Raw genomic sequence first — 18,252 nt, 5'->3', positions numbered from 1 at the left:
TCGGGAGGGCGATGGCGGATACTGCCGCCATTCAACCCGGGCGTTTTATGCCGGACGATAAACGCGCACATTGGCATGCCCCTCACTCAGCAAGTGGTGGGCGTGCAAACGACTCATCACACCTTTATCGCAATACAACAGGTACTGGCGCGCCTCATCCAGCTCTTTGAACTTGCTGTTCAGGGCATAGAACGGCAGCGCCATGACCTCGACGCCTGGCAGGGCGAGTGGCTCGTCCTCGGCGGCATCGGGGTGACGAATATCGATGATCACATGGCTGGCCAGGGCTTCGCTGACTTCCTCGATCTGCACGTCCTTGCCCAGCTCGTCGATCACCTTGTCGATCGGCAGCAGGGTCGCGCGCTCCAGGGCACGCTCGAGGATGGCCATATCGAACTGGTTTTCTTCATGTTCGATGCGCAGCTTCTTCGCCTTGGTGGTCGGGTTGACCGAAATCACCCCGCAATATTCCGGCATATGTTTGGCGAACTCGGCGGTGCCGATGCGCGTGGCGGTGTCGATGATGTCCTGCTTATGGCTGGCGAGTAGTGGACGCAGCACCAGCATGTCGGTGGCCGAATCGATTACCGCAAGGTTCGGCAGGGTCTGGCTCGACACCTGGGAAATCGCTTCACCGGTGACCAGCGCATCAATCTGCAGGCGCTCGGCCATGCGCGTAGAGGCGCGCAGCATCATGCGTTTGAGGATCACGCCCATCTGGCTGTTATCGACCTTGCCGAGAATCTCGCCCAGCACTTCCTCAAACGGCACGCTGATAAAGAGTACGCGGTGCGAGCTGCCGAACTTCTGCCAGAGGTAGTGCGCCACTTCCATCACGCCCAGCTCGTGGGCGCGGCCGCCTAGATTAAAGAAACAGAAGTGGGTAACCAGGCCGCGGCGCATCATTTGGTAAGCGGCGACGGTGGAATCGAAACCGCCACTCATCAGCACCAGGGTCTGCTCCAGCGAGCCGAGCGGATAACCGCCCAGGCCTTCGTGCTGGTGGTGAATAACGAACAGGCGCTGGTCGCGGATCTCCATGCGCACCACAACGTCGGGATCTTTTAGCGAGATGCCGGCTGCGCCGCACTGCTGGCGCAGCTGGCTGCCGACATAGCGTTCGACATCCATGGAGCTGAACGCATGCTTGCCGGCGCGCTTGCAGCGTACGGCGAAAATCTTGCCCGGCAGCTGATCGGCGAAGTGCAGCTTGCATTTTTCCAGCACATCGTCGAAATCACCCAGCGGGTATTCATCAACTTGCAGGAAATGAGTGATGCCCGGCGTGCAACTCAAGCGCTCGATCATCGCCTGCAGGGTTTTCGCCTCACTGATCTGGGTTTCGACTTCCAGGTTGTCCCACACACCGCTGACTTGCAGCTGTGGATCGAACTCACGCAAAACCGAACGAATGTTCTTCGCCAGCTGCCGGATAAAGTGCTTACGCACCGGCCGACTTTTAATGGTGATTTCTGGGAAGACTTTAACGATCAGTTTCATGAAAACAGTGAGTGCCGAGGCCGCGAAAAAACAGGGGCGCGGATTATAGCGGAAATTGCTCACGCTTTGATCAAAAATCCTCACGCGCACAAAACGCGCACCATTTAAGAGCGCGCAACAAATACAGCGACCCATAACAGTGCAAATATTTATCAGGCAGCGCCACGCAGCCCCCGCCAGCCCTGAGTTTCAGGGCTTACACCCATTCCTGTGCACTGGCATGCAATTTGCTCCCTTGTGAGGCAGGATGCCCTGGCGGAGTATGCCGCGGCCGTACCGTACTATTGAGGGCTCACGATTCGAGCCTTATCCACCTGGAGGACAGCATGTCGAAGTCGATTCAACTTATTAAAGAACACGACGTGAAGTGGGTTGACCTGCGCTTCACCGACACCAAGGGCAAACAGCACCACGTGACCATGCCGGCACGCGATGCGCTGGACGACGAGTTCTTCGAAGTCGGCAAAATGTTCGACGGCTCCTCCATCCACGGCTGGAAAGGCATCGAAGCCTCCGACATGATCCTGCTGCCGGTTGACGAAACCGCCGTACTGGACCCGTTCACCGAAGAGCCAACCCTGATCATCGTTTGCGACATCATCGAGCCAAGCACCATGCAAGGCTACGATCGTGACCCGCGCTCGATCGCCAAGCGCGCTGAAGAGTTCCTGAAAACCACCGGCATCGGTGACACCGTATTCGTAGGTCCAGAGCCTGAGTTCTTCATCTTCGACGAAGTGAAGTTCAAGTCCGACATCTCCGGCTCGATGTTCAAGATCTTCTCCGAGCAGGCGTCCTGGAACACCGACGCTGACATCGAAGGCGGCAACAAGGGCCACCGCCCAGCCGTCAAAGGTGGTTACTTCCCAGTTCCGCCGTGCGACCACGACCACGAAATCCGTACTGCCATGTGTAATGCCATGGAAGAAATGGGCCTGGTCATCGAAGTTCACCACCACGAAGTGGCGACTGCCGGTCAGAACGAAATCGGCGTGAAGTTCAACACCCTGGTTGCCAAGGCTGACGAAGTTCAGACCCTGAAGTACTGCGTACACAACGTGGCCGATGCCTATGGCAAAACCGCGACCTTTATGCCGAAGCCACTGTACGGTGACAACGGTTCGGGTATGCACGTACACATGTCCATCTCCAAAGATGGCAAGAACACCTTCGCTGGCGAAGGCTATGCCGGCCTGTCCGACACCGCTCTGTACTTCATCGGCGGTATCATCAAGCACGGTAAAGCACTAAACGGCTTCACCAACCCGTCGACCAACTCCTACAAGCGTCTGGTCCCAGGTTTCGAAGCTCCAGTAATGCTGGCCTACTCGGCGCGTAACCGTTCGGCTTCGATCCGTATTCCTTACGTTTCCAGCCCGAAAGCTCGCCGCATCGAAGCACGCTTCCCGGACCCGGCTGCCAACCCATACCTGGCCTTCGCAGCTCTGCTGATGGCTGGTATCGACGGCATCCAGAACAAGATCCACCCAGGCGATGCTGCCGACAAGAACCTCTACGACCTGCCGCCAGAAGAAGGCAAGCTGATCCCGCAAGTGTGCGGCAGCCTGAAAGAAGCCCTGGAAGAGCTGGATAAAGGCCGTGCGTTCCTGACCAAAGGCGGCGTGTTCTCCGACGACTTCATCGACGCTTACCTTGAGCTGAAAAGCGAAGAAGAAATCAAAGTACGCACCTTCGTACACCCGCTGGAATACGACCTGTACTACAGCGTCTAATCCCGCACGCAATACAAGAGGCCACCTTCGGGTGGCCTTTTTGCGTTTTGAGGCACACCCGCAACACCTTTTAACCCGATGATTCCTGCGCTGGTATACGCCCAGCCATCAACGGGCTTGCCAGAGCGCCTTACCAGTGCAAGGCTTAGGGCACATCACTAGGGAGAGTCAGGCATGCGCCCTCTACTCATCTGCCTGCTACTGAGCCTGGCGCTGCCAGCCAGTGCGCAGATCTACAAATACACTGACGCCAATGGCAATACGGTATTCACCGACCAGCCGCCGGAAGGCCAGGCAACGCAGAATGTCGAGTTGCCGAAAACCAATAGCGTGTCGATGCCGGTACCCAGCCTGCCAGCCGCAACCACCCCTGACCCAGTCAGCAACGCCGCGCCTTACAGCACACTGCAGCTGACCGGCATCCCCGACGATGAAGCGCTGCGCGCCAACAATGGCACCTTCAGCGTGGGTGTGGACATCCAGCCGCGCCTGGCCAGCAACCATCGCCTACGCCTGCTGCTCGACGGCAAGCCTTACGGTCAACCGAGCAACGTGCCACGCCTGCAAGTGAGCAATGCGGATCGCGGCGAACACAGCCTGGCCGTGGAAGTACTCAGCGGCGAGCAGTCGATCCAGCAGAGCGCCACTGCCACCTTTACCGTGCAAAGGGTCAATACCAGCAGCCCGGCCCTGCGCCCACCGCCTCCAAAACCCAAGCCAGCTCCATGACCATGCGCAATCTGCTGTTATGCGGCCTGATGCTGCTCGCTCTACCTGCCTTCGCGCAGGTCTACACCTATATAGATGCCGAAGGGAATCGCGTCTTCACCGATAAACCCCGCTCGGGAAATGCCGAGCGTGTCGAGCTGGCGCCCAGCAACTCGATGCCCGCCATCCAGACGCACACCGCGCCAGTGATTGAAGCGCCACCAGAGCCCAGCCAACGTTATAGCCTGCTGCGTATTCTGGTGCCGCAGCCCGATGCGACCATCCGCGACAGCGCCGGCAACCTGATTGTCAGCGTCAACAGCGAACCAAAACTCTTCCCCCAGCACAGCTATCGTCTGCTGCTGGACGGCGTACAGGTCGGCGAAGCGGGCACAAGCCCGGTATTCCCACTGGAGAATATCGACCGCGGCACCCACCAGCTGGCGGTGGAGATCATCGATCAGCAGGGGCGCATTATCGAACGCACGCCGACCCAGCCGTTCCACATGTTGCGCATCTCCCTGGCACAGAAGCGCATGGTCAACCCCTGCAAGAAGGCCGATTACGGCGTGCGCCCGGAGTGTCCGCTCAAGGACAAGCCGCCGGAAAAGAAAGACATTCCCTTCGTGCCATTTATCTAAACCGGCACCGCGCACCAAAGCAGTGCGCATATTGCCCGGCATTTCTATACTCTCCCTGTTTTGGGTCGCCACGCGCGACCCGGCTGCGCTGAAAAGCAGCTAATTCCCGGCATCCCACGGCCAAACACGCTTCTTTTCGGGGCTTTGGTTTGCTTCTTGCATTTTCCAGCTGAATTGCTGGAACCCAAGGGTCTGCTGACATCCCATATGATCATCAACGACGCACTGCACCGCCTGCTGCTGGACAACCTGACCACTGCCACGCTGCTGCTCAACGACGACCTGCGTCTTGAGTACATGAACCCGGCAGCGGAGATGCTCCTGGCCGTCAGTGGCCAGCGCAGTCACGGGCAATTCATCAGCGAACTGTTTACCGAATCCAGCGAGGCGCTAAGCGCACTACGCCAGGCCGTCCAGCAAGCCCACCCCTTCAACAAGCGTGAAGCGGTGGTGACCTCGGTCAGCGGCCAAACCCTGACCGTCGACTACGCGGTGACGCCGGTGCTCAGCAAAGGCGAAACCCTGCTGCTGCTCGAAGTACACCCGCGCGACCGTCTGCTGCGCATCACCAAGGAGGAGGCGCAGCTGTCCAAACAGGAAACCACCAAACTGCTGGTGCGCGGCCTGGCCCATGAGATCAAGAACCCCCTCGGCGGCATCCGTGGCGCCGCGCAGCTGCTGGCCCGCGAGCTGCCCGAAGAAAGCCTCAAGGATTACACCAATGTGATAATCGAGGAGGCAGACCGGCTAAGAAATCTAGTCGACCGCATGCTCGGCTCGAACAAACTGCCGTCCCTGGCGCTGACCAACGTGCACGAGGTGCTCGAGCGCGTCGGCAGCCTGGTGGAAGCGGAAAGCCAGGGCAGCATCATTTTGGTGCGCGATTACGACCCGAGCATTCCGGATGTGCTGATCGACCGCGAGCAGATGATCCAGGCGGTACTGAATATCGTGCGCAACGCCATGCAGGCGCTGTCCGGACAAAACGATCTGCGCCTGGGCCGCATCACCCTGCGCTCCCGCACCCTGCGCCAGTTCACCATCGGCCATATCCGCCATCGCCTGGTGGCCCGCCTGGAAATCATCGACAACGGCCCCGGCATCCCTGCCGAGCTGCAGGACACCATCTTCTATCCCATGGTCAGCGGACGTGCCGACGGCACCGGGCTGGGCCTGGCGATAACCCAGAACATCATTAGTCAGCATCAGGGGCTGATCGAGTGCGAGAGCCATCCCGGGCATACCCTGTTCTCGATCTTCCTGCCGCTTGAACAAGGAGTAACTCCGTCATGAGTCGCAGTGAAACCGTATGGATCGTCGACGACGACCGCTCCATCCGCTGGGTGCTGGAAAAAGCCCTGCAACAGGAAGGCATGACCACCCAGAGCTTCGACAGCGCCGACGGCGTGCTCAGCCACCTCAGCCGGCAACAGCCGGATGTGATCGTCTCGGATATCCGCATGCCCGGTTCCAGCGGCCTGGAACTGCTGGCGCAGATCCGCAACCTCTACCCGCGCCTGCCGGTCATCATCATGACCGCCCATTCCGACCTGGACAGCGCCGTGGCGTCCTATCAGGGCGGCGCCTTCGAGTACCTGCCCAAACCGTTCGACGTCGATGAGGCGGTCGCCCTGGTCAAGCGCGCCTACCAGCACGCACAGGAGCAGCAAGGCCTGCAGGTACCTGTCGAGCAGCCGCGCACGCCGGAAATCATCGGCGAAGCGCCGGCCATGCAGGAGGTGTTTCGCGCCATCGGCCGGCTCTCCCACTCCAATATCACGGTCTTGATCAACGGCGAATCCGGCACCGGCAAGGAACTAGTCGCCCACGCTCTGCACCGCCACAGCCCGCGGGCCGCCTCGCCCTTTATCGCGCTGAACATGGCGGCGATCCCGAAAGACCTGATGGAATCCGAGCTGTTCGGCCACGAAAAAGGCGCCTTCACCGGCGCCGCCAACCAGCGTCGCGGACGCTTCGAGCAGGCCGACGGCGGCACCCTGTTTCTCGACGAAATCGGCGACATGCCGGCCGACACCCAGACCCGCCTACTGCGCGTGCTGGCCGACGGCGAGTTCTACCGGGTCGGCGGCCACACGCCGGTCAAGGTGGATGTGCGGATCATCGCCGCCACCCACCAGAACCTGGAAACCCTGGTGCAGGAAGGCAAGTTCCGCGAAGACCTGTTTCACCGTCTCAATGTGATCCGCATCCACATCCCGCGTCTGGCCGACCGCCGCGAAGACATCCCGACCCTGGCCCGCCACTTCCTCGCCCGCGCCGCACTGGAACTGGCGGTGGAGCCCAAACTGCTGAAAAGCGAGACCGAGGGCTACCTGCGCAACCTGCCCTGGCCCGGCAACGTACGCCAGCTGGAAAACACCTGCCGCTGGATCACCGTGATGGCTTCCGGGCGCGAAGTGCATGTCGGCGACCTGCCCCCGGAACTGCTCAGCCAGCCGCAGGACAGCGCACCGGTGAGCAACTGGGAACAGGCCCTGCGCCAATGGGCCGACCAGGCCCTGACCCGCGGCCAGTCGGATCTACTCGGCAGCGCCGTACCAACCTTCGAGCGGATCATGATCGAAACGGCGCTCAAGCACACCGCCGGCCGCCGCCGTGACGCCGCCCTGCTGCTGGGCTGGGGCCGCAACACCCTGACCCGCAAGATCAAGGAACTGGGCATGAAGGTCGATAGCGCCGACGACGACGACAGCGACGACAGCTGAGCGCCGGCTGGATAGGCAAGAACGGGCCGCTGGCCCGTTTTTTTTTGGCTATGTACCCGTTATCTGTTGCATGAGAGATAACGTTTTTGTGGGAGGGGATTCATCCGCGAAAATCTCCAAAACACTAACAATGTTTCGCGGCTAAAGCCCCTCCCACGAGGTTGCCATCAGGCTCAACAGTTAACAGGTATATAGCCTTTTTTTGCTCTATAGCGGTTACGTATTGCACGATTGCGCGACTTGCGCTGACAGCTCTTCAAGAGAGGTCACCCCGTAAGAGGGGCCGCCCGTCTTTGACGCCGCGCTGTCGTACAGCAGACTGTAGGAGCCAGCTTGCTGGCGATGCTTTTGATCAGAAAGTATCGCGGGGACGCCGGATCGCCAGCAAGCTAGCGCCTACAGGGCATTGCTGCATACAACACATAACTGGAACATAGCCTTTTTCTGCTGCTTGGCCTTGGCCGACCGCGGCAGAAAGCCCTCCGGCACCACCCCGAGCCAGCAAAAGCGCAGACCGACGAGCCCTGCGGCTCGAGTACCAGGTCGGCGACATCGGCTGGATGACGCCTTATCCAGCCGCCCGGCTCTCGCAGCCCAACAAGTGCCAGGGTAATCCGCGAGAGTGCTTCCCGGATTGCGCCTGGGCTTATCCGGGCTACGCCGCCCCGTAATCCTTGATCAGCCCCAGGGTAATCCGCCCGATCATCGCTCTTGCCCCTGGCCGTCGCCAGCACCAATTGGACGCGGCGACCTCGACCCATGCGCCGGATCGGCGCCCGGATGCCCCCGAATGCACAGGCAAGGAACATTTTTGTCCGCGGGCACAGCGCCCCGACTCCCGGCGACAGCGCCGCAACCCAGCAAAAACGGAGCTTTGCGCCATCGTAATAAAACTGGCACACCCCCTGCATATGCTTAAGCAATCCCAGTTTCGGGGACCTTGGTACAGGCAGGCCGGGGATTCCCCTCTTTTATTCGTAGGCCAGGCTGACCGTCAGCCGCCAGCGCCCGTCCAGCGCCTCGGCACGCCATTCGCCGCGCAGCGGACGAGCTGCCAGCAGCCGCAGCAGCAAGTCTCGCCCCTCGCGCCGCAGCCGCCAATTGACCATCTTGTCCTGCAGGCGCAACTGCCCCTGCTGCTCACGACCCAGGCTTTCGACCCGCAGGAAAAACACCCCCGCGATGTGATCGACACGCACCTTCGGCTCGACGTTGAACCACAGCTGCAGCCCCTGCTGCGCTACCTCGACACTGGCCAGCCGCAGGGGGTCGGGCTGCAGCATGCGGCCGATCATCAATCCGATCAGGAAGCCGAATAGCGCCAGGGAGCCGATCACCCGCGCCCAGGGACGCGGTCGCGGTCCCGGATCAGGAGTAGAATGCCGACCGTCTTCAGGCTTGGAGCCGCGCATGTTTCACGTGATCCTTTTTCAACCGGAAATTCCGCCGAATACCGGCAACATTATCAGGCTCTGCGCCAACAGCGGCTGCCACCTGCACCTGATCGAGCCACTGGGCTTCGAGCTGGATGACAAGCGCCTGCGCCGCGCCGGCCTCGACTACCACGAGTACGCCACCCTGCGGCGCCATGCGGACCTGTCCAGCTGCCTGGAGAGCCTCGGCCAGCCGCGCGTCTTTGCCTTCACCACCAAAGGCGCCCAGCTCTATCACCAGGTGCGCTACCAACCCGGCGATGCCTTTCTGTTCGGCCCGGAAAGCCGCGGCCTGCCCCAGGACATCCGCGACGGCCTGCCCGCCGAGCAGTGCCTGCGCCTGCCGATGCGCGCAGGCTGTCGCAGCCTGAACCTGTCCAATACCGTGGCAGTGGCGGTCTACGAGGCCTGGCGCCAGCAGGATTTCGCCATGCCAGCGGATCCCGCCGAATAGACCGCACCGCGCGCAGCAACGACCTTGCGCCAGCGACCCGGGCTGGCGCGCATACAAAAAGGCTCTGTGTTGATGGCAAAGGTTTTTGTAGGCGCGGATTCATCCGCGAAAATCTTCGAAACACTGACATTGTTTCGCGGCTAAAGCCCCTCCCACAAGGTTGCGATCTGGCTCAACAGTTAATGGGTACATAGCCAAAAAAAAGCGCCCCATACAGCCTGTATGGGGCGCTTTTTATCGACTGGAGCCGACGCCTCAGTGGGCCGGAGCGGCCTCGTCAGCCTGCTGCTGAATGCGCTGCAGTTCTTGCGCGTAGAGCGCGTCGAAGTTCACCGGCGCCAGCATCAGGGCCGGGAAGGAGCCACGCACTACCAGGCTGTCCAGGGTTTCACGGGCATAGGGGAACAGGATGTTCGGGCAGAACGCGCCCAGGGTGTGGCTCATGGAGGCGGCGTCCAGGCCCTTGACCAGGAAGATCCCGGCTTGCTGGACTTCGGCGATGAAGGCGGTTTCTTCGCCATTCTTCACGGTGACCGAAAGGGTCAGCACCACTTCGTGGAAGTCGCCATCGAGCGGCTTCTGCCGGGTGTTCAGGTCCAGGGCAACGCTCGGAGTCCATTCCTGACGGAAGATTTCCGGGCTCTTCGGCGCCTCGAAGGACAGGTCGCGCACATAGATGCGCTGCAGGGAAAACTGCGGATTCTGTTCGCCCTGGGCGGCGGCGCCGTTGCTAGCTTGTTCAGTCATGGCAAAGCCTTCTTGTCGTGGGTACTGAGTAGATGAGGAGGGTACTAAGCCTCGAGCAGCGCATCCAGCTTACCCGCGCGCTCCAGGGCATACAGATCGTCGCAACCACCAATATGGCTGCTGCCGATCCAGATCTGCGGCACCGAGGTCCGCTGCGCCTTGCGAGTCATTTCCGCGCGCACCTCGGGCTTGCCGTCGACCTTGATTTCGTCGAAATTCACGCCCTTGCGAGCCAGCAACTGCTTGGCGCGCATGCAGTAGGGGCACCAATCGCTGGAATAAATGACGACGGCAGACATATCACTTCACCAATGGCAGGTTGTCACCGCGCCAGCTGGCAATCCCGCCAGACAGCTTGGCGGCATTGAAACCGGCTTTTTTCAGGTCGCGACTGACCGTACCGGCATGCTGGCCCATGGCATCGACCACGATCAGGGTCTTGCCTTTGTATTTTTCCAGTTCGGCGATGCGGCTGACGACTTTTTCATAGGGGATATGCAGGGCGCCGACGATATGGCCGGCAGAAAAATCCTTCTGCCCGCGCACATCCAGTACCAGGCCTTGCTCGCTGTTGATCAAGGCGGTCAGCTGGCGGCTGCTCAGGCTTTGTCCGCCTTTGCGCAGCTCCGTGAAGATCAGCAGCGCCAGCAGGACAACGAACAATCCGCCCAATACATAGTGGGTAGAGACAAATTCAATCAGATTGGCAAGCATGGAGTGGTTCCGGGGACGGTAAAATCCCGGCAGTATACACAGCCCCACAGGTCGGCCACACCCCGCCCAGCGGTGACGGATCCGACACCAGGCCTTAAAATGCCCGGCCTCTTGCCCTTATGCACAGCGAGCCAGATTAATGAGCGCCACGCCCAAACCTTTGGTCCTGATCATTCTCGACGGCTTCGGTCACAGTGACAGCACCGAATACAACGCCATCCATTCCGCCAACACGCCGGTCTACGACCACCTGCGCGCCACCCAGCCGCACAGCCTGATCTCAGGCTCGGGCATGGACGTCGGCCTGCCGGACGGCCAGATGGGCAACTCCGAGGTCGGCCATATGAACCTCGGCGCCGGCCGCGTGGTGTACCAGGATTTCACCCGGGTGACCAAGGCCATCCGCGACGGCGAGTTCTTCGACAACCCGGCAATCACCCGCGCGGTGGATCAGGCGGTGAGCGCCGGCAAGGCCGTGCACATCCTCGGCCTGCTGTCTGATGGTGGCGTGCACAGCCACCAGGATCACCTGGCCGCCATGGCCGAACTGGCCGCCCAGCGCGGCGCCGATAAAATTTATCTGCACGCCTTCCTCGACGGTCGCGACACTCCACCGAAAAGCGCCCAGGCCTTCATCGAACTGCTCGACAGCACCTTCGCCAGGCTCGGCAAGGGCCGCATCGCCAGCCTGATCGGCCGCTACTTCGCCATGGACCGCGACAACCGCTGGGACCGCGTCGAGCAGGCCTACAACCTGATCGTCAACGGCCAGGGCCAGTTCAACGCCGCCAACGCGCTCGAAGGCTTGCAGGCCGCCTACGCCCGCGGCGAGAACGACGAGTTCGTCAAGGCCACCACCCTCGGCCAGCCGGTCCAGGTCGAGGACGGCGACGCCGTGGTGTTCATGAACTTCCGCGCCGACCGCGCCCGCGAACTGACCCGCACCTTCGTCGAGGCCGATTTCCAGGAGTTCCCACGCGCCCGCCTGCCGCAACTGGCCGACTTCGTCATGCTCACCCAGTACGCCGCGAACATTCCGGCGCCCAGCGCCTTCGCTCCGGCCAGCCTGACCAATGTGCTCGGCGAATACCTGGCCAAGCACGGCAAGACCCAGCTGCGCATCGCCGAAACCGAGAAATACGCCCACGTCACCTTCTTCTTCTCCGGCGGGCGCGAAGAGCCATTCGAGGGCGAGGAGCGGATCCTGATCCCGTCGCCGAATGTCGCCACCTACGACCTGCAGCCCGAAATGAACGCGCCGGAGGTCACCGAGCGGATCGTCGAGGCGATCGAGCAACAGCGTTATGACGTGATCGTCGTCAACTACGCCAACGGCGACATGGTCGGCCACACCGGCGTGTTCGACGCCGCGGTCAAGGCCGTGGAATGCCTGGACAGCTGCGTCGGCCGCATCGTCGCGGCGCTGGACAAAGTCGGCGGCGAAGCCCTGCTCACCGCCGACCACGGCAACGTCGAACAGATGGAGGATGCCTGCACCGGCCAGGTGCACACCGCCCACACCTGCGAGCCGGTGCCCTTCATCTACATCGGCAAGCGCCAGCTGAGCATGCGCGAAGGCGGCGTGCTGGCCGACGTGGCGCCGACCATGCTGACTCTGATGGGCCTGCCCATCCCAGAGGAAATGACCGGCACCAGCATCATTCAACTGAAGTAGTGTCACGACAACGTTGAAATGTCGGTCAATCGCGGTCTTACCCATGTACCGCGATCCCCTGTAGGGTGGGTTAGGCGCACGCTGCCGATAGCGATGAACCAGTAAGATCCGTTGCGCCGTAACCCACCATTGGCGCAACGCAGGCATATCGCCTGGTGGGTTACGCGGCGCGCCACGATGGCGGTGCCTGATCGTTCGGTGGTTGGCGCCGCTAACCCACCCTACAGTGATCCGACATTTCAGGATTGACACGACACTAGTCTGCGTAGGTTGGGCTGAGCTCCGCGAAGCCCAACATCCCGGCAACCCCGGGCCTGCCGGCAGCGCCGAGCGGTCAACGCATCTTGCAGCTTGCCGCTGGATTTTTAGGCATACTAGGCCCGTCTCCCGCCCAGGTGTCGCCAGTACCATGTTTCGCTTCCTTGCCCTGATTTTCCTCGCCTGCCTGCTGACTCCGGCGTTTGCCGACGAGAAAGCCGACACCCAGAAACAGCTGGAAGCCGCCCGCAGCGATGTGGCCGAGCTGAAAAAGCTGCTGGAGAAGTTGCAGCAGGACAAATCCGGCGTGCAGAAAGACCTGCAGAAAACCGAAACCGAAATGGGCGAGTTGGAAAAGCAGGTCGAGGAGCTGCAAAAAAGCCTGAAAGACGGCGAGGTGGAAATCCAGCGCCTCAATCAAGAGAAAAAAAAACTCCATGACGCGCGCCTCGAGCAACAACGACTGATCGGCATTCAGGCCCGCGCCGCCTACCAGAGCGGTCGCCAGGAATACCTGAAGCTGCTGCTGAACCAGCAGAATCCGGAAAAGTTCTCGCGCACCCTGACCTATTACGACTACCTCAGCGAAGCGCGCATGGAGCAGTTGGCCACCTTCAATGAAACCTTGCGCCAGCTGGCCAACGTCGAGCAGGACATCGTCGAGCAGCAGAACCAGTTGCTGGAAGACAAAGGCGCCCTCGACGCTCGCGCCGAGCAACTCGCCCAGGCGCGCAAGGAGCGCCAACTGGCCCTGGCCAAGCTGAACCAGGAATATTCCGCCCGCGACCACAAGCTCAAGGCCCGCCAGCAGGAGCAGGCGCAACTGGCCCGGGTCCTGAAAACCATCGAAGCCACCCTGGCCCGCCAGGCGCGCGAAGCCGAACAGGCGCGGCAGCAGGCCTTGATCGCGGCGCGCGAGCAACAGCGCAGCAGCACTGCCGCCGCCAGCAACCCTGGCAGCGGCCCACTGGTCAGCGCCGGCAGCACTTACGGCGGGCCTTTCGCCCAGGCGCGCGGCAAGTTGCCCTGGCCGGTCGATGGACGTTTGGTCGCCCGTTACGGAACCCCGCGCGGCGCTGACGCTCGGACCAAGTGGGATGGCGTATTGATCGGCGCCAGCGCCGGTAGCCAGGTTCGCGCCGTGCATGGCGGCCGCGTGGTGTTCGCCGACTGGTTGCGCGGCGCCGGGCTTCTGGTCATTCTCGATCATGGCAATGGCTACCTGAGCCTGTATGGGCACAACCAGAGCCTGCTGCGGGACGCCGGCGACCTGGTCAATGCCGGCGAGCCCATCGCCACAGTCGGCACCAGCGGCGGGCAAGACACTCCCGCGCTGTATTTCGCGATCCGCCAGCAGGGCCGCCCCAGCGACCCCGCACAATGGTGCCGCACGCAAGGATAAGCACTGCGTTCACCTCTCTAGGAGTTAGTTCGACATGCCGCATCTGTCTCGCCTCACCTCTCTGGCCCTGGCTATCGCACTGCTCGGCGGCCCTCACCTGCTGCAGGCCGCCGAAACGCCGCCGGCGGCGGCCATCGCGAATGACAAGGCGCCGTTGCCGCTGGACGAACTGCGCACCTTCGCCGAGGTGATGGATCGAATCAAGGCGGCCTATGTCGAACCCGTCAGCGACAAGACCCTGCTGGAAAATGCGATCAAGGGCATGCTCAGCAATCTCGATCCGCATTCCGCCTACCTCGACCCGCAAACCTTCCGTGAGCTGCAGGAAAGCACCAGCGGCGAGTTCGGCGGTCTGGGCATCGAAGTCGGCATGGAAGACGGCTTCGTCAAGGTGATCTCGCCGATCGACGACACCCCGGCCTCGAAAGCCGGGATCCAGCCGGGCGACCTGATCGTCAAGATCGACGGCCAGCCGACCAAGGGCCTGTCGATGCTCGAAGCCGTGGACAAGATGCGCGGCGAAGCCGGCAGCAAGATCCTCCTGACCCTGGTGCGCGAGGGCGGCAAGCCCTTCGATGTGGAACTGACCCGCGCGGTGATCAAGGTCAGGAGCGTCAAGAGCCAGTTGCTCGAGGACGGCTACGGCTATGTGCGCATCTCCCAGTTCCAGGTCAACAGCGGCGAGGAAGTCGGCAAGGCCCTGAACAAGCTGCGCAAGGACAACGGCAAGAAGCTGCGTGGCCTGGTGCTGGATCTGCGCAACAACCCCGGCGGCGTACTCCAGGCCGCGGTCGAGGTATCCGACCATTTCCTCAAGAAAGGCCTGATCGTCTACACCGAAGGGCGCATCGCCAACTCCGAATTGCGTTTCTCCGCCGACCCGGCAGATGCCAGCGAAGGCGTGCCGTTGGTGGTGCTGATCAATGGCGGCAGCGCTTCGGCCTCGGAGATCGTCGCCGGCGCCCTGCAAGATCACAAGCGCGGCGTGCTGATGGGCACCGACAGCTTCGGCAAAGGCTCGGTGCAAACGGTGCTGCCGCTGAACAACGACAGCGCCCTGAAACTCACCACCGCGCTCTACTACACCCCCAATGGCCGCTCGATCCAGGCCCAGGGCATAGTGCCGGACATCGAAGTGGCACGCGCCAAGCTGACCCGCGAACAGGATGAGGCCAACATCAAGGAAGCCGACCTGCAGGGTCACCTGGGTAACGGCAACGGCGGCGCGGACAAACCCAGCCAGAACAAATCCGGCCAGCCGGCCCGCCCACAGGATGACGACTACCAGCTGAGCCAGGCACTCAATCTGCTCAAGGGCCTGAACATCACCCGCGGCGATTGACTCCATCCCCAGCAAGAAGCCTGCGGCATAAAGCAGATACTGTAGGAGCGGCCGGGCGGCGCTGCGCTTCAGCCGCGAATTCTTCGCGGCACAGCAAAGCTTCGCGGCTAAAGCCCCTCCCACAGGTGTCCACAAGCCGACAGACAGGTTAGATCCACCCAGTTTGCTGCGCGACAGCGCGGCTGTCAGGACGACGGGGGATCTCCTACAGGTAGTTCTTCACAGCCCGACACGCGGACTTATAACCAGCAAAAAGCCCGACCTTGATCACTCAAGGCCGGGCTTTTTAACGCCGCTTAACGACTACAGATAGCTGTTGATCATGTCCTCGACAAAGCCTTCGTTGCGCAGCTCGTCCAGCGCCTTTTGCAAGCGCTGTACCACCTCGTCCGGGGTGTCCTTGTTCAACGCCAGGTACAGCTCGGCCTCATTGAAACGCAGTACGGTAGTCAAGCCGCTGACCCCTTCCTGCTTGGCCAGGTAGCGCCCGACCGGATCGGTGGTAGCCCACAGGTCGATCTGCCCCTTGATCAACTTCTGCACGTTCTGCTGGTCGCGCAGCGCATTGACCGGCTGCAGCCCCTGGCTCTCCAGATGCTGGCTGACCGCATCGTTCTTGTAAGCGCCGACCTTGTATTGCCCAGCTTCCTTCAGGCTCGCCACGCTGAGGTTGTTGCCTGGCGCGGCCAGCAGCACCCAGCCGGTGTTGGCAATCGGCCCCACCCACTTGAACAGGGGCTGGCGCTCCGGGGTGAAGGTGGTGGAGAACAAACCATAGTTGGGCTTGTCCAGGGTCAGGCGGTACAGCCGATCCCAGGGAAAGCGCAGACTCAGGCTGTAGTCGATCTTGGCGCGCTTGAACATCGCCCGGACGATCTCGGCGCTGATACCGTCGATGCCGTCGTCACGGGCGAAGTTCTTGTCGTCGACCGACATATTGAACGGCGGGAAGTTCTCGGTCAGCAGCACCACCTTGTAGCCATAGGGCAACTCGGCATGGGCCGCGCAGGCACTGAAGATAAGGCCGAACAACAGACTGCTTTTTATGATTTTCAACATTAGTCTTTCCGCTCGCATGTGTTGTGATTATGGCTAGCGGCAACCCGGCTCGTGGCCAAGCTGCTGAGAGGGTGTTTTACAGGTAGCGGCCGAGGATGTCATCGACCACGCCTTCGCCGCGCATCTGCTCCAGCTCAGCCTGCAGCTTCTGTACCACCTCGTCGGGCACAGCCTTGTTGAGCGCCAGGTACAACTCGGCGCTGTCGAAACGCAGGATGGTTTTCAATCCGGAGACACCTGCCTGTTTCGCCAGGTAACGTCCGGCGGGGTCGCCGGTGGCCCAGAGGTCGATCTGCCCAGCCATGAGCTTCTTGGCGTTGAGCTGGTCGCGCAAGGCGGTAACCGGCTGCAGGCCCTGCTGCTGCAGATGGTCGGCGATGGCGTCACCCTTGTAGGCACCGACCTTGTACCGTTTGGCCTCTTCCAGACTGTCCAGCCTGATAGTGCTGTCGTCCCGCCCCAGCAGCACCCAGTCGTCCGGGCCGATCGGCCCGACCCACTTGAACAGCGCCTCGCGCTCGGGCAGACGCGCGGTGACAAACACCCCGTAACCCGGCTTCTCCAGCGCCAGCTTGTAGATGCGCTCCCAGGGGAAGCGCAGGGTCATGCTGTAGTCGATCCCGGCACGCTTGAACATCTCGCGCAGGATATCCACGGCGATGCCGTCAAGATTGTCTTCCCGAGCGAAGTTCTTGCCGTTGCTCGCCATGTTGTAGGGCGGAAAATTCTCGGTAAGCAGAACCACGCGGTAACTGGCAGCCACGTCGGCGCGGGCGATACCGGCAAGCAGCATAAGGGTGCCGGCCAACGCGAACAGCAGGCGTTTGCACATATTGCATTCTCTTTTTTCTGATGGCAGGTCGCCGCAGCATACTCAGCCCGAATGATTGCACCAGCGCCGGCCAGGACGGCACGCCGCGGCCAGTCCGCTACTAGACCTGGAATGACGCATTTATGTATTTGTCGGCAGACGCCAGCCGACACATTACCGCAGGGCGCTGGCAGGTGCCGTCGACTCGTTCCCAGCTTCGCCCGACAGCCTGTCAGCGCACCACGATGCCGCGACTGGCCAGATAGGCCTTGGCCTCGGGCACGGTGTATTCGCCGAAGTGGAAGATGCTCGCGGCCAGTACCGCATCGGCCTTGCCCTCGAGGATGCCGGCGGCCAGGTGTTCCAGGTTACCGACGCCGCCGGAGGCAATCACCGGAATGCCGACCAGCTCGCTGATGGCACGGGTAACGCCGAGGTCGTAACCGCGCTTCACTCCGTCCTGATCCATGCTGGTCAGGAGGATCTCGCCGGCACCGAGGTCTTCCATCTTCTTCGCCCAAAGCACGGCATCCAGGCCGGTCGGCTTGCGCCCGCCGTGGGTGAAGATCTCCCAGCGCGGGGGCTCGCCGGGCAACGACACGCACTTGGCGTCGATGGCGACGACGATGCACTGCGAACCGAAGCGCGCAGCCGCCTCGCCGACGAACTCGGGGGTGAACACCGCCGCGGTGTTGATCGAGACCTTGTCCGCACCGGCATTCAACAGGTTGCGGATGTCCTGCACGCTGCGCACGCCGCCGCCCACGGTCAGCGGAATGAACACCTGGCTGGCCATGCGCTCGACCGTATGCAGGGTGGTGTCGCGGCCGTCGACGCTGGCGGTGATGTCGAGGAAGGTGATCTCGTCGGCGCCCTGCTCGTCGTAACGGCGGGCGATTTCCACCGGATCGCCGGCATCGCGGATGTTCTCGAACTGCACGCCCTTGACCACGCGGCCGTTGTCCACGTCGAGGCAGGGGATGATGCGTTTAGCTAAAGCCATAACAGTATTCCGTAGGATGGGTTGAGCGCAGCGATACCCATCGTCG

The 18,252-nt window shown here is 61.8% G+C and carries 17 protein-coding genes; 9 read left to right on the top strand and 8 right to left on the bottom strand.

What is annotated here, in order from left to right:
* Positions 1-45: 45 nt before the first annotated feature.
* Complete coding sequence (gene thiI, locus Q8O69_RS12715; protein WP_305592647.1) at positions 46-1,500, bottom strand: tRNA uracil 4-sulfurtransferase ThiI; 1,455 nt, start codon at positions 1,498-1,500, stop codon at positions 46-48.
* Positions 1,501-1,826: 326 nt separating this feature from the next.
* On the opposite strand from thiI, the gene glnA reads away from it, so the two are divergent.
* From glnA to ntrC, 5 genes are all read left to right on the top strand, one after another.
* On the top strand, positions 1,827-3,233 hold the full coding sequence (glnA, locus tag Q8O69_RS12710) for a glutamate--ammonia ligase (RefSeq protein ID WP_275962192.1): 1,407 nt from the start codon (positions 1,827-1,829) through the stop codon (positions 3,231-3,233).
* Positions 3,234-3,407: 174 nt separating this feature from the next.
* Positions 3,408-3,962: a DUF4124 domain-containing protein gene (locus tag Q8O69_RS12705; RefSeq protein WP_305592644.1), complete on the top strand. Its 555-nt coding sequence runs from the start codon at positions 3,408-3,410 to the stop codon at positions 3,960-3,962.
* Positions 3,963-3,964: 2 nt separating this feature from the next.
* Positions 3,965-4,582, top strand: coding sequence for a DUF4124 domain-containing protein (locus Q8O69_RS12700; protein WP_305592870.1), 618 nt, complete (start codon positions 3,965-3,967; stop codon positions 4,580-4,582).
* 207 nt (positions 4,583-4,789) lie between these two features.
* Entirely contained in the window at positions 4,790-5,875 is a 1,086-nt protein-coding gene (gene glnL / locus Q8O69_RS12695; RefSeq protein WP_371136132.1) for a nitrogen regulation protein NR(II), read from the top strand.
* Complete coding sequence (gene ntrC / locus Q8O69_RS12690) at positions 5,872-7,308, top strand: nitrogen regulation protein NR(I) (RefSeq protein ID WP_305592642.1); 1,437 nt, start codon at positions 5,872-5,874, stop codon at positions 7,306-7,308. The genes glnL and ntrC overlap by 4 nt, the downstream gene beginning before the upstream one ends.
* A gap of 971 nt (positions 7,309-8,279) precedes the next feature.
* On the opposite strand, the gene Q8O69_RS12685 is transcribed toward ntrC, so the two are convergent.
* On the bottom strand, positions 8,280-8,720 hold the full coding sequence (locus Q8O69_RS12685; RefSeq protein ID WP_305592640.1) for a hypothetical protein: 441 nt from the start codon (positions 8,718-8,720) through the stop codon (positions 8,280-8,282).
* On the opposite strand from Q8O69_RS12685, the gene trmL reads away from it, so the two are divergent.
* On the top strand, positions 8,719-9,195 hold the full coding sequence (gene trmL, locus Q8O69_RS12680) for a tRNA (uridine(34)/cytosine(34)/5-carboxymethylaminomethyluridine(34)-2'-O)-methyltransferase TrmL (RefSeq protein WP_305592638.1): 477 nt from the start codon (positions 8,719-8,721) through the stop codon (positions 9,193-9,195). The genes Q8O69_RS12685 and trmL overlap by 2 nt on opposite strands.
* 255 nt (positions 9,196-9,450) lie before the next feature.
* Here trmL and secB read toward each other — a convergent pair whose 3' ends face one another.
* Genes secB through Q8O69_RS12665 form a run of 3 tightly spaced genes read right to left on the bottom strand, consistent with a single transcriptional unit; the run spans position 9,451 to position 10,656 of the window.
* A complete protein-coding gene (gene secB, locus Q8O69_RS12675) occupies positions 9,451-9,942 on the bottom strand; it encodes a protein-export chaperone SecB (RefSeq protein ID WP_305592636.1) in 492 nt (163 codons plus the stop codon).
* Between the two features lie 44 nt (positions 9,943-9,986).
* Positions 9,987-10,241, bottom strand: coding sequence for a glutaredoxin 3 (gene grxC / locus Q8O69_RS12670; RefSeq protein ID WP_305592634.1), 255 nt, complete (start codon positions 10,239-10,241; stop codon positions 9,987-9,989).
* A gap of 1 nt (position 10,242) precedes the next feature.
* Positions 10,243-10,656 (bottom strand): rhodanese-like domain-containing protein, encoded by a 414-nt coding sequence (locus tag Q8O69_RS12665; RefSeq protein ID WP_305592632.1) that lies wholly within the window; start codon positions 10,654-10,656, stop codon positions 10,243-10,245.
* Between the two features lie 139 nt (positions 10,657-10,795).
* Here Q8O69_RS12665 and gpmI point away from each other — a divergent pair, with 139 nt between their 5' ends.
* The 3 genes from gpmI (at position 10,796) to Q8O69_RS12650 (ending at position 15,333) form a co-directional block, all read left to right on the top strand.
* A complete protein-coding gene (gene gpmI / locus Q8O69_RS12660; RefSeq protein WP_305592630.1) occupies positions 10,796-12,331 on the top strand; it encodes a 2,3-bisphosphoglycerate-independent phosphoglycerate mutase in 1,536 nt (511 codons plus the stop codon).
* A gap of 409 nt (positions 12,332-12,740) precedes the next feature.
* Positions 12,741-13,991 (top strand): murein hydrolase activator EnvC, encoded by a 1,251-nt coding sequence (locus Q8O69_RS12655; protein WP_305592629.1) that lies wholly within the window; start codon positions 12,741-12,743, stop codon positions 13,989-13,991.
* Between the two features lie 34 nt (positions 13,992-14,025).
* A complete protein-coding gene (locus Q8O69_RS12650) occupies positions 14,026-15,333 on the top strand; it encodes a S41 family peptidase (RefSeq protein WP_305592627.1) in 1,308 nt (435 codons plus the stop codon).
* Positions 15,334-15,636: 303 nt separating this feature from the next.
* On the opposite strand, the gene Q8O69_RS12645 is transcribed toward Q8O69_RS12650, so the two are convergent.
* The 3 genes from Q8O69_RS12645 to hisF all read right to left on the bottom strand — a co-directional run bounded on the left by Q8O69_RS12645 (position 15,637) and on the right by hisF (position 18,206).
* The gene (locus Q8O69_RS12645) at positions 15,637-16,392 is read right to left on the bottom strand and encodes an ABC transporter substrate-binding protein (RefSeq protein WP_305592625.1); all 756 of its coding nucleotides are present in this window, start codon (positions 16,390-16,392) and stop codon (positions 15,637-15,639) included.
* A 76-nt stretch (positions 16,393-16,468) separates the two neighbouring features.
* Positions 16,469-17,224, bottom strand: a complete 756-nt coding sequence (locus Q8O69_RS12640) for an ABC transporter substrate-binding protein (RefSeq protein ID WP_305592623.1) — start codon at positions 17,222-17,224, stop codon at positions 16,469-16,471.
* A 211-nt stretch (positions 17,225-17,435) separates the two neighbouring features.
* Positions 17,436-18,206: an imidazole glycerol phosphate synthase subunit HisF gene (hisF, locus tag Q8O69_RS12635; RefSeq protein WP_305592621.1), complete on the bottom strand. Its 771-nt coding sequence runs from the start codon at positions 18,204-18,206 to the stop codon at positions 17,436-17,438.
* Between the last annotated feature and the right edge of the window lie 46 nt (positions 18,207-18,252).

Source organism: Pseudomonas sp. (assembly GCF_030690725.1).
In the GTDB taxonomy this organism is placed as follows: domain Bacteria; phylum Pseudomonadota; class Gammaproteobacteria; order Pseudomonadales; family Pseudomonadaceae; genus Aquipseudomonas.
Note: the sequence above shows the minus strand (reverse complement) of the source record. Positions and strands in the feature narration are given on the sequence as shown.